At 53.1% G+C, this 12,118-nt stretch carries 12 protein-coding genes; 8 read left to right on the top strand and 4 right to left on the bottom strand.

What is annotated here, in order from left to right:
- Positions 1-69: 69 nt before the first annotated feature.
- From DWB84_RS03650 to DWB84_RS03640, 3 genes are all read left to right on the top strand, one after another.
- Entirely contained in the window at positions 70-1,608 is a 1,539-nt protein-coding gene (locus DWB84_RS03650) for an inorganic phosphate transporter (RefSeq protein WP_187408379.1), read from the top strand.
- Between the two features lie 162 nt (positions 1,609-1,770).
- Positions 1,771-3,057: an aminotransferase class I/II-fold pyridoxal phosphate-dependent enzyme gene (locus tag DWB84_RS03645; protein WP_187408378.1), complete on the top strand. Its 1,287-nt coding sequence runs from the start codon at positions 1,771-1,773 to the stop codon at positions 3,055-3,057.
- Between the two features lie 237 nt (positions 3,058-3,294).
- Entirely contained in the window at positions 3,295-3,771 is a 477-nt protein-coding gene (locus DWB84_RS03640; RefSeq protein WP_187408377.1) for a helix-turn-helix domain-containing protein, read from the top strand.
- Here DWB84_RS03640 and DWB84_RS03635 read toward each other — a convergent pair.
- From DWB84_RS03635 to DWB84_RS03620, 4 genes are all read right to left on the bottom strand, one after another.
- Positions 3,755-4,489, bottom strand: a complete 735-nt coding sequence (locus tag DWB84_RS03635) for an NUDIX domain-containing protein (protein WP_255428802.1) — start codon at positions 4,487-4,489, stop codon at positions 3,755-3,757. The genes DWB84_RS03640 and DWB84_RS03635 overlap by 17 nt on opposite strands.
- 346 nt (positions 4,490-4,835) lie before the next feature.
- A complete protein-coding gene (locus DWB84_RS03630; protein ID WP_187408376.1) occupies positions 4,836-5,090 on the bottom strand; it encodes a DUF4404 family protein in 255 nt (84 codons plus the stop codon).
- A 12-nt stretch (positions 5,091-5,102) separates the two neighbouring features.
- Positions 5,103-5,897: an alpha/beta fold hydrolase gene (locus DWB84_RS03625; protein ID WP_255428801.1), complete on the bottom strand. Its 795-nt coding sequence runs from the start codon at positions 5,895-5,897 to the stop codon at positions 5,103-5,105.
- Positions 5,897-6,232 carry a DUF1820 family protein gene (locus tag DWB84_RS03620; RefSeq protein ID WP_187408374.1) on the bottom strand — a complete coding sequence of 112 codons (336 nt, stop codon included), beginning with the start codon at positions 6,230-6,232 and terminating at the stop codon, positions 5,897-5,899. Before DWB84_RS03620 ends, DWB84_RS03625 begins: the two co-directional genes overlap by 1 nt.
- A 369-nt stretch (positions 6,233-6,601) precedes the next feature.
- On the opposite strand from DWB84_RS03620, the gene miaB reads away from it, so the two are divergent.
- The 5 genes from miaB (at position 6,602) to lnt (ending at position 12,118) form a co-directional block, all read left to right on the top strand.
- A complete protein-coding gene (gene miaB / locus DWB84_RS03615; protein ID WP_187408373.1) occupies positions 6,602-7,966 on the top strand; it encodes a tRNA (N6-isopentenyl adenosine(37)-C2)-methylthiotransferase MiaB in 1,365 nt (454 codons plus the stop codon).
- A gap of 186 nt (positions 7,967-8,152) precedes the next feature.
- Positions 8,153-9,160, top strand: a complete 1,008-nt coding sequence (locus DWB84_RS03610) for a PhoH family protein (RefSeq protein ID WP_187408372.1) — start codon at positions 8,153-8,155, stop codon at positions 9,158-9,160.
- A gap of 9 nt (positions 9,161-9,169) precedes the next feature.
- Positions 9,170-9,646 carry an rRNA maturation RNase YbeY gene (gene ybeY, locus DWB84_RS03605; protein WP_187408371.1) on the top strand — a complete coding sequence of 159 codons (477 nt, stop codon included), beginning with the start codon at positions 9,170-9,172 and terminating at the stop codon, positions 9,644-9,646.
- 55 nt (positions 9,647-9,701) lie between these two features.
- Positions 9,702-10,577 (top strand): HlyC/CorC family transporter, encoded by an 876-nt coding sequence (locus DWB84_RS03600; protein WP_187408370.1) that lies wholly within the window; start codon positions 9,702-9,704, stop codon positions 10,575-10,577.
- Positions 10,574-12,118 (top strand): apolipoprotein N-acyltransferase, encoded by a 1,545-nt coding sequence (lnt, locus tag DWB84_RS03595; RefSeq protein ID WP_187408369.1) that lies wholly within the window; start codon positions 10,574-10,576, stop codon positions 12,116-12,118. Before DWB84_RS03600 ends, lnt begins: the two co-directional genes overlap by 4 nt.

Genomic DNA, 12,118 nt, shown 5'->3' with positions numbered 1-12,118 from the left:
GTGTCGCATTCACAACAATTTTGTGACAATAGCGACCCTCAAAATTGCTAACCTTTGGGAACATCAATAATGATCACCTCAAAATCTGGTGAGCTGCACTGGTTTGTCCGGTACGGCATCTCCCTTGTCTATCTTCTCCTCACCCTTTTTTATGTCCTCACCCTATCACCAACCAGTGGCGGCTATTTGTTGGTCTTTGCTGCAGTAGTCGGCGGTTATATGGCGATGAACATCGGCGCCAATGATGTTGCCAACAATGTTGGGCCTGCCGTTGGATCTAAAGCTCTGACCCTGGGAGGGGCAATTTTATTGGCAGCCATTTTCGAGGCTGCTGGGGCGCTGATCGCCGGTGGCGAAGTGGTGGGAACGATTAAATCCGGCATTATCGACCCGCAAGAGATCAGTGATACACAAACATTTGTGTGGTTGATGACCGCCTCTCTGCTCGCAGGGGCAATCTGGCTGAATTTCGCCACTGTGATTGGAGCCCCGGTATCGACTACGCACTCTATTGTTGGGGCGGTTCTGGGTGCAGGTGTAGCGGCTGGCGGCATGGGCATCGCCAACTGGGGCAACTTGGGAACTATCGCCTCGAGTTGGGTGATTTCCCCTGTGATGGGAGGCGTTATAGCCGCGAGCCTTCTGATGCTTATCAAGAAGACCATCCTCTATCGCGATGATGTAATGCAGTCCGCTCGCGTTTACGTACCTTGGCTGGTGGCTTTTATGGCGTGGGCCTTTACCACCTACCTAGTGTTAAAAGGGATCTCCAATATCTGGAAAACCGGCCCCCTGACCGCTGCCTTGATCGGCCTGGGCGTGGCCGCAGCGGTGTACGAAATCACTCGCCGTTCGGTCAACCGTGCGACTCAGGTCATGGAAAACACCCGCGAGCGGGTCAATGATCTTTTCACCGTCCCGCTGGTTTTTGCCGCCGCACTTCTGAGTTTCGCCCACGGCGCCAATGATGTGGCCAATGCAATTGGCCCCCTGGCAGCCATCGCGGATGCGCTAGTCACGGGATCCGTATCAGAAAAGGCGTCTATTCCGGTGTGGGTGATGGCAATTGGCGCCCTCGGTCTTTCAATTGGCCTAGCGGCGTTTGGCCCCCGCCTGATTCGCACTGTTGGCAGTGAAATTACCGAACTCGATAAGTCGCGCGCCTACTGTATCGCCATGTCCGCGGCGATTACCGTCATCATCGCGTCACAATTGGGCCTTCCCGTCAGCTCAACCCACATTGCCCTGGGAGGCATCTGCGGCGTTGGTTTTCTGCGCGAATACTTAAAGACACGTTACGCCAGCAAACTGCATCGCATCCTGGAGCGTCACGAAGCTGAAGACCAGGACCAGCTGCGCACTTACCTGCGCAATTTCCAGACTGCGGATGTCGAGGAAATGCGCGCCATGCTCAAGCGGGCCAAGAAGTTTCCAGAAGAAGTGCCGCTGACCAAAAAAGATCGCAAGCGCTTAAAGAAAATCTACAAACAGGAGCTGGTCAAGCGCAAACATCTGTACCGCATTGCCGCGGCCTGGGTTATCACCGTACCTGCATCTGCGGTGTTAGGTGCGCTTATGTTCTTTATGCTGCGCGGTATGTTGATCTAAATCCGGCACCCAACGGATATATGCCCGATTTGGGTGCTTTTTCTTCAAGTTCATCGCCAGAACCACTCAAAGGACTGCGCGGCACTTGCTATAATGCCGCGCTTTTTTTCGTGCCGATCGCACGTGACTCTTCTCAATCGTCTAACGCCAGAGGATACGACCTTGCAACTCAATCAAGCGACACCAGCACAATTGCAACAATGGGAGCGCGAACTCGCGGAAGAATACAGCCGCATCAAGGCGCAAAACCTGAATCTGGACCTGACCCGCGGTAAACCATCGGCCGAGCAATTGAGCCTGTCCGATGCGCTGGATGGGATTCTGCAGGGCAACTACGAAAGCGATTCAGGCGTAGATACCCGCAACTACGGCGGCCTCGACGGTATTCCAGAAGCCAAAAAGCTGGGCGAGCAGATCATGGGCGTTCCTGCGGCCAACGTCCTCGCCGGCGGCAACAGTAGCCTAACCCTGATGCACCAAGCGGTTATGGCGGCCTATTTCTTCGGCCTCAATGGTCCAGACAGCGCCTGGAGCAAAGAAGGCAAAGTCAAATTCCTCTGTCCGGTTCCCGGCTACGACCGCCACTTCGCCATCTGCGAACAGATGGGCATTGAGATGATCAACGTTCCTATGGACAGCAACGGTCCTGACATGGACCAAGTGGAAGCTCTGCTCAAGGCAGATTCCAGCATCAAAGGCATGTGGTGCGTGCCCAAGTACTCCAACCCAAGCGGCGTGGTATACAGCGACGCAACCGTTGAGCGCATTGCAGCGCTCGGCAAAATTGCCAGCCCCAACTTCCGCGTTTTCTGGGACAACGCTTACGCGATCCACGACCTGTCCAGCAATCCGCCGCAACTGGCCAACATCTTTAACCTGTGTGAAAAACTGGGCACGCAAGACTCCGTTCTGCAGTTCGCCTCTACCTCCAAAATCACCCACGCAGGCAGCGGCGTAGCCTTTATGGGCGCCAGCCAGAACAACCTGAAAGGCTTCCAGAAAGTCATCAGCTTCCTGACCATCGGCCCCGATAAAGTGAACCAATTGCGCCATGTGCGTTTCTTCGCCAAACCCGGCAGCCTGCAAGAGCACATGCAAAAACATGCCGCTATCATCAAGCCGCGTTTCGAAAGCGTGTTGAAGCACTTGAATGCCGCGTTCAGCGATAACGATTTGGGAAGCTGGGAGACGGCAGACGGCGGTTACTTCATCTCCTTCGATACCCGTCCGGGTCTCGCTAAAGAAGTCGTGCGTCTGGCTGGCGAAGCTGGTGTAAAACTGACCCCTGCTGGCGCAACCTACCCCTACGGTAAGGATCCACAGGATCGCAATATCCGTATCGCGCCAACCGTTCCAACCGTGAGCCAAGTGGACGCCGCCATGCAAGTGTTTGTGTTGTGCGTAAAACTGGCATCTGTGCGCCAAGCTCTGGCACAAGCAGGAAACTAATTTTTCGCTTCCCTGCTCTGCAAAAATCCCCGCATATGCGGGGATTTTTTTGCCAGGGTCCAACCCAGAAAAAGTTGACGTTAATTTTCCCAAACGCCGGTGCTACCCCATTGCCCTCACCCCAGCCCTCTCCCAGAGGGAGAGGGGGGCTAGAATGTACAAACCGGCAACATAGGTAACAAAACAAACCGGGAACATGGGTTACACAAGTATCGTATGAGCAAGGAGGACTTGCTTATGCCCTGGAACGAGACTTGTGTGATGGATTTGAAGATGCAGTTGATCGCTGACTGGCTGCGACAGGAAAGCAGCATCAGTGAATTAGCCCGAGGTTATGGCTTAAGCCGCAAAACGGTTTATAAGTGGGTGACGCGTTATCAGGATGAAGGAGCGTCTGCCACTGCCCAGCTTCCACTGGCTCGGCCATATCAACCTGAAAACTGCGCGACGGGAACCTGCATGCGAGCGGCATGGAGGAGAAAAGGTGTAAACCATGTTGCCGGTTTAAAGTGTTACCTATGTTCCGGTTGCACAGTGAGGGCCATATTCGATGGCAGCCGATTTAAACGAGCGGAAAAATCATGTTGGCCGCGCTTAGTACGCAAACAGCGTCAGCTATATTCAGAACAAGTCACGGAAAATAAAAAAGGGAGCCAAGCTCCCTTTTTATCACGCGAAAAATTTCAAATTCTGCAAATCACACTTCAAACGTAAACCCTTGCTCGCACAGGCGCTTATAAATTTCCTCGTCGAAGCGATACAACTCTGCTGCTCTGTGTGCAACATGCTGCTGCTTCTCACCGGACGGCACCAGCAATTTCATTTTGATCATTTTGCGCCGGAAATTCGGCTTGTCCAATTTGACGTCCAGAATTGCCTCGTACAGCTCTTGCAATTGCAACAAGGTGAATTTTTTGGGGAGCAAATTAAAACCAATAGGTTCATGACGAACCTTGTGGCGCAGTGAGTCGAGCGCACAATGCAGAATTTGATCGTGATCGAAGATCAAACCTGAGGTTTCTTCCACATCGCGCCACTGCACATCATCAGTGGTGTAACCAATGATGAGTTCATAATCCTCCGGTCGCACCAGCGCGTAATAAGCGATGGTCACAATGCGCTGCCCAGGCACTCGATCGATGCTGCCGAAAGCCTGCAATTGCTCCAGGTAGATGTCTTCCAAGCCGGTGAGATCGCGCAAATGGCGGGCGGCGGAATCGTCGATGCTCTCATCTTTATGCAGCCAACCACCCGGCAGAGCCCATCGACCTGCGTGCTCGCCCATAGCGTATTTCACGCACAACACTTTCAGGCGTCCCTGGTGAAATCCAAAAATGACACAGTCGATCGAAAGATTTTGTATAGCGCCCGGTCCCGTGCGGATTTCACCGGAAATAAATGTGAGCGGCGCTTCTTCTAACTTCTTATTCAAAGCCTGTTCCTCAGCGTGAGAATTAGGAGAAACACCAAGTGCAAAAAACGGATGTCCGATTCTGCTCGTCTTCGTGACAGAAATTGCACTCGGTTAAAAACTCTCTTTAAATGCGTCACATTTTTAACTTTTACGGAATGCCATTCATCCCGCACCAAGTTATAGTTCGCCCCGCTTATGGTCTATTGGACCACCCGTGTAAAACGACTCTCGAATAGCAATTCTGGGCAAATAAAAGCATTCACCTCAGACAGAATTTTTTTGCTTATCCGACCCGTTTTTTAACTTGAAAATAAGTTAAAAATCGCAGGTCGGCTTTTTTATTGTGACCGTAAAAAGGCCGTCATTAGACGCCGATGTTTTTCAGGGTGTCAAGAAGCTCACGTAGTAACGCCGTCACATTTGGGTGTTTTTCACCCAGACTTTCGATCATCACCTCGATGGTGTCCAGCGGCGTCGGTTCCGCCGCACCACCTGCGGAAACATTGTGAATCCGCTGCTGCAAATCCTCTAACAGTTGTTGCTGTTGTGGACTTGGCTCCACTTCACCGAAACGCTCGTGCAATTCCGTCATCAAGTTTTCAAGTTTTGTTGTGGCCATAGACTGTCTCCGTCATTCAGGATTTGAGGCATCCGACCCAACACCTGTCGCCGCCAAAAGAAATTTTCGGATCAAAGTCGCGGTAAGATCCGGTTTTTCCGCGTGCAGCCAATGCCCCGTATTGGGGATGACCTTTAACTGAGCTTGCGGAAAACGTTGCAAAATATTGTTGCGGTAGTCCGGACGGATATAGTCAGAATCACCACCTTTCAAAAATAGCACTGGTTTTGCAAAAACGGCACCCGAAAGATTCTCATGAATCAACGTGGGGTACTGCTCCTGCAAATCCTGCAGATTCATCCGCCACTCAAAGCCCGTCTCGGTTCGGACGAGATTTTTTAATATGAAACTCAGAACGGCAGGTTCTTTTATATAGGCACTGGCGATAGCCTCGGCATCCCCGCGACTACTTATTGCCGCCGGATCAACCGCATTGATCCCGGCAAAAACATCGAGATGCCGCGCCGCGTAAGTGACGGGGGCTATATCGATCACCACCACTTTCTCGACTCGCTCGGGTTGCGACAAAGCAATTTCCATAGCGACTTTGCCGCCGAGCGAGTGCCCCACCAAGAACGCTTGGGACAAACCAACGCTTCCCATCCAATTGGAAACGCACTCAGCCATATGCGCCAAGTCCATCCCCGCTTTATGGGGTGAACGGCCGTGATTGGGAAGATCGACGGAATAAACCTTAAAATCAGAAGACAGGAGACGGGCAATGGCACCGACGTTTTCCAGGGAGCCGAACAGCCCGTGCACCAGAACCAAGGGCTTTCCCTCGCCCGAGACTTTGTAATGAAGCATCAATCGCCTTTCGGAGTGGGAATAAGGGTTGGAAATGGAAATGGGGTAACTTTTTCCCCGGACTTCAATTCGGTCACGCGCACGGCGCCTTCTTTTTCCACTTCATCTATGCGAATGATGGAATGCAACGGAATATAGGAACGTTTTACATCGGTAAATTCCGCTTTCAAACGCTCTTCCGCAGGATCGACCAAGACTTGACTGCGCTCACCAAACACAAACTCTTCCAGTTCGATAAAGCCGTACATATCGCTCTGATAAATTGCGCGGGCGTAAACCTCGTACACCTGGTTCTGGTTGTAAAAAATAACTTTGTAAATCGGATTCTTTGCCATATCACTCTCGAAAATAATCGGCTGACCTTCGTCGCCGCTTCAAACTACGTTATTCACCTATTCGCCCGCCACGCTATTTGCTCAGCAAACGACTTATGAATTCTGACCGTCTCCGGTCTGTCCCATCACTTCCTTCTCATTACCACGGACCGCTGCCCGTTATCTTTGGTCGGCCCGCCTAAGTGGGGGCGCTTTGCAGCGAAACAAGAACCAGCACAAAGGATTTGCGCCACTTATGGGCAATGCAGTAACGCATCAGTATAATGCGCGCACGTTTTTTGACCTCCACGACTCAACAGGTCCTTTTTTAGCTGTCCGGCTGGCCCATTTGCCAAGCCCACTGTTGTTAGACCATCCAACGGAATCATCATGTCAGAGCAATCCATTGCGCCAAAGCGCAGCAGAAAACTGTTTATCGAAACACACGGCTGCCAGATGAATGAATACGATTCATCCCGTATGCGCGATCTGCTGGGAGAGTCTCACGACATGGTAGCGACGGACGATCCGGAAGAAGCGGATGTTCTATTGGTCAACACCTGCTCCATTCGTGAAAAGGCCCAGGAGAAGCTCTTTCACCAACTTGGCCGCTGGAAACGCCTGAAGGAAAAAAAGCCGGATCTTATCATAGGCGTGGGTGGATGTGTGGCGAGCCAGGAAGGTGAAGCCATTGCCAAACGAGCGCCCTACGTGGATTTGATCTTTGGACCACAGACATTGCACCGTCTGCCGGAGATGATCGAAACGCCACGCCCCAATGGTGTGGTGATTGTCGATATCAGCTTCCCCGAAATCGAGAAGTTCGACCGCCTGCCCCAGCCGGAAGCAGACGGCGCTACAGCTTTCGTTTCGATCATGGAAGGCTGCTCCAAGTACTGCACCTTCTGTGTCGTACCTTATACCCGCGGCGAAGAAGTCAGCCGCCCATTGCAGTCCGTTTTGGATGAAGTCGCCCACTTGGCGCGCCAAGGGGTCCGGGAAGTCAACCTGCTCGGCCAGAACGTCAACGCCTATCGCGGCGAAGGCCCCAATGGCGTGGTTGACCTGGCAGAATTGATTACCCTGGTCGCCAAGATCGACGGCATCGACCGCATCCGCTTCACCACGTCGCACCCGGTGGAATTCTCCGATCGCCTGATCGACGTGTTCGCCGAAGTGCCAGAGCTGGTCAGCCACGTTCACCTGCCGGTCCAAAGCGGTTCCGACCGAATTCTGATGGCGATGAAACGCGGCCACACGGTGTTGGAGTACAAATCCAAACTGCGCCGCCTGAAAAAGATTCGCCCCAATATCAGCTTTTCCTCCGACTTTATCGTCGGCTTCCCGGGCGAAACGGATAAGGACTTTGAAGCCACTATGAACCTGATCAAGGACATAGGCTTCGATACCTCATTCAGCTTTATTTACAGCCCCCGCCCAGGAACGCCTGCAGCAGACCTGCCGGATGACACCCCGGAAGAAGTGAAAAAGCAGCGCTTGGCGATTCTCCAGCAACGTATCACCCAACAGGCGCAGGAAATCAGCCGCAGAATGGTGGGCAATACCGAGCGCGTGCTGGTAACCGGCTATTCCAAGAAAGATCCGGGACAGCTCAGCGGCCGCACGGAAAACAACCGCGTGGTGAACTTCCGCTGCGACAACCCTGCCTTGATCGGTCACTTCGCCGACATTCTTATTGAAGAAGCCTTGCCTAACTCTCTGCGCGGAACACTGTTAGGCTCCGAATTGGATTAATAGGGTTCCATGGCGCGATTATCATCGGGCTTGCCATTGCCAGCCCGATGCTGCATTGCAGCTTGACGAACGCAGAAAAATATCCAGTATTTTCTATAGATCCTCTTTTGGGTTAGGCTTATTTGCATCGAGGTTGATCTGGCCCGTCCAGCTCAGCCACCGTTATCAAACCAATGGACAAGCCTCTTGGATACAGCACAAAACACGTCTTCAGTCTCTACCACCCTCAATGTTGTTCTTGAACCCGACGACAGCCGACGATTGGCCAATCTCTGTGGCCAGTTTGGCAGCCATTTGAAACACATCGAAAAGCGCCTGGACGTGGAAATCCACAACCGGGGTAATGTGTTCGCAATTCACGGCGAAGAACAGCGCACTCAGGTTACCGCTAATGTGTTGCGCCAGTTGTACTCCGACACCTCCAGCGATACCGAGATCACTCCAGCGGAAGTGCATCTGGCACTTCAGGAAGCTGGAGCGGAGGCCATAGCCGCCCCCGAGAACGGCCAAGCCCAGGAAGCCTCTGTCCTGATCCGAACCAAAAAGTGCACCATCAAACCGCGCGGACGCAATCAGCAAAAATACGTCAATGCAGTGCGCAACCACGACATCAACTTCGGCATAGGGCCGGCGGGTACAGGTAAAACCTACCTGGCAGTTGCCTGCGCGGTTGAGTCCTTGTTGAAGGATGAAATCGAGAGAATTCTGCTGGTACGCCCAGCGGTGGAAGCGGGCGAAAAACTCGGCTTTCTGCCAGGGGACCTGTCACAGAAAGTTGACCCTTATCTGCGCCCTCTGTACGACGCTCTGTACGAAATGCTCGGTTTCGAAAACGTGGGCAAGCTGATTGAACGCCATGTTATTGAAGTTGCTCCGCTCGCTTATATGCGCGGTCGGACGCTAAATAATTCGTTCATTATTCTGGACGAAAGTCAGAACACGACGCGGGAACAAATGAAGATGTTCCTTACTCGTATTGGATTTGGCTCTACTGCTGTCATCACGGGAGATCCGACCCAGATTGACCTGCCGCGCGGCCATCCGTCCGGATTGCGCCATGCGGTTGAGGTACTGTCGCATGTTCAAGGCATCAGCTTTACCCACTTCGATGCCAAAGACGTGGTCCGACACCCACTGGTGCAACGCATAGTAGAAGCCTACAATGCCGCCGAAGAACCCAGAACCAACGACTGATTTTGGTTTATGAACACTCCTTCCTCGACCTCCATGCCGGAGGTCGATGTACAAATCGCCACCGCTGACAAAAACATCCCTTCTGAAGAGGATTTCCGGAGCTGGGTCGCTGCCGCCCTGCCGGCGGACAAAATCAACAGCGAGCTCACCATCCGGGTAGTCGGCTTCGATGAAAGCCGCTCTCTCAACGCTCAATATCGCCAGAAGGACAAGCCAACCAACGTTCTGTCTTTCCCCAGTGAACTCCCCCCGGAACTGCAGATCCCTCTTTTAGGGGATCTGGTGATATGCGCGGGCGTGGTTGAGCGTGAAGCGCTCGAGCAAGGCAAAACCCTGCTCGCCCACTGGGCGCATATGGTGGTGCACGGCACGCTCCATTTGCTCGGCTACGACCACGAAACCGATGCCGATGCTGAAGTTATGGAAGCTTTGGAGACCCGCATTTTGGGTACCCTCGGTTTCCCGGCTCCTTACGAGCCCCTTTGATTTACCATGACGTTTTTTATCTCACTCATGAAAAATGCCCTTACAGGACCCAGCCATGTCGGATGATCCGTCGAGTAGTCATTCTGCAGCAAACCACGGGCGGTCTCATGAACGCTCCTGGCTCGATCGTTTGCTGCAGAGTTTCTCCAATTCGGAGCCTAAATCCCAGGAAGAGCTGCTGAAAATCATCAAGGAAGCAGCCAAGAACCGGGTGGTCGATCCAGAAGCCTTGGAAATCATTGAAGGCGCACTAGGCGTATCTCACCTGCAAGTCAGGGAGATCATGGTGCCGCGCTCGCAAATGGTCGTGATCAATCACGAAGAAAAACCGCGCGAGTTCCTGCCCAAAGTCATCCAATCTGGTCACTCCCGCTTTCCGGTGATCGGCGAATCCATGGATGAAGTCAAAGGCATCCTGCTGGCGAAGGACCTGTTACCGCTTATCCTGGAGCCGCGGGAAAACTTCAATCTCTGCGAAATTCTGCGCCCGGCCAATATCATTCCGGAAAGCAAGCGCCTGAACGTGTTGCTGAAGGAATTCCGCGAGAAGCGTTATCACATGGCGCTGGTGATTGATGAATACGGCGGCGTGTCCGGTCTGGTGACCATCGAAGATATTCTCGAAGAGATCGTTGGCGATATCGAAGACGAAACGGATGACGAAGAAGAGGATTTCATCCGCCAAGTGGCGGAAAGGGACTTTATCCTCAAGGCGCTGACCCCTATCGAAGAGTTCAATGAATTCTTCAATGCCTCATTCAGCGACGATGAATTCGACACCATCGGCGGAATTCTCACCCATGCGTTTGGCCACATGCCCACACGCAATGAGGTTGTGGAACTGGATGGCTTTACATTCAGGGTACTTTACGCCGATAGTCGCCAAATTCATTTGGTACGCCTTACGGTTCCTGAAAAACCCACTGTATGACTCTAACCCGTCACGTTCCTTTCTGGCTGCGAGTATTGCTAGCCCCAGTTGCGGGCGCTCTTATCCCATTTTCCCTTGCGCCCTATAACTGGTGGGGCTTGGGCTTACTCAGTGTGGCCTACCTCGGAGCTGTCACCTATCGCGAGACCGGCCGTCGCTGCTTTGCTCTGGCCACAGCCTTTGGCCTAGGCATGTATGGCTTTGGCGCCAGCTGGGTGTACATCAGCATCAGCCAATTTGGCTCAACCTCGGTTCCCCTTTCGCTCTTGTTAACAAGCCTGTTCGTCACAGGCTTGGCTTTAGCGTTTGCCACACCGTTTGCTGCGTACGGTCGCTGGTTCAGCGCCCGTCGCTGGAGTCTGCTCATAGGATTTCCGGCAGCATGGGTGATCAATGAGTGGTTTCGCAGCTGGATTTTCACCGGTTTCCCCTGGCTGTACGTAGGCTACGCCCATCTGGAAACACCCCTTGCAGGCTGGGCACCGATCCTCGGTGTGTTTGGCGTCAGCTACGTGGTTGCATATTGCGCGGCGGTACTGCTCGAACTGCAGGCAAAAACCTTGTCGACCAAAGGGCAGATTGCTGCAGTTGCGGTAGCCGTTCTGCTCTGGCTCAGCGGCGCGTTTCTGCGCCCTGTTGAATGGACGCAACTGGATGAGAAGCCTATTTCCGTGGGCATGGCGCAGGGCAATATTCCGCAGGAGCGCAAGTGGGACCCGCTCTACCTGGACGAAACCTTCCGTATTTTCCACGGCATCTCTGCGCCCCTTTGGGATCTCGATTGGGTGATCTGGCCGGAGGCAGCCATTCCTTTGCTGTATCACGACGCCTTGGCTGATCTGGAGTCGCTGGCGGAACAAGCCAACAAAACGGACACGGTCTTTATCACCGGCATTCTTTACGATGACCATGACAGACAGGAGTACTACAACAGCATGGTCGCCGTCGGCAAAGGTTCGGGAATCACGTTCAAAACCCGTTTAGTGCCCTTTGGCGAATATGTCCCTTTTGAGCGCTGGTTGCGCGGCCTGATTGAGTTTTTCAATCTGCCGACCTCCATTATTCATCCCGGTCCGCCCTATTCTCAGGGCTTGAAAGCCAAGGATGTGACGATCGCTCCGTCGATTTGTTACGAAGTGGTTTACCCCGATCTGGTCGCGGAACGCGCCGCCACAGCTAATGTTCTCCTTACTGTCAGCAATGACGCTTGGTTCGGCCAATCCATAGGTCCTTTGCAGCATTTTGAAATGGCTCAGATGCGCGCACTTGAGACCGGTCGTTATCTGGTCCGAGCGACCAACAACGGCGTCAGCGGCATTATCAATCCCAAAGGTGAAGTGGTGGTTAAAGGGGGGCGAAGTACCCGCGAAGCAATTGTCGGCCAGGTTTTCGCAGCGTCCGGCGCAACTCCGTTTATCATCTGGGGTTCTTTGCCTGTGGTGATACTAGCGGCAGCCATGCTTATCTTTGTTCTGGCTTATGACCGTATGTGTGTGAGGTCGCGCCACCCGGTGGAAAGGGAACCGGCGCCGTCGGTTTAA

Origin of the sequence: Saccharophagus sp. K07 (genome assembly GCF_014336955.1) — a bacterium.
Lineage (GTDB): Bacteria > Pseudomonadota > Gammaproteobacteria > Pseudomonadales > Cellvibrionaceae > UBA5868.
This window is presented reverse-complemented; position numbering and strand designations above follow the sequence as displayed.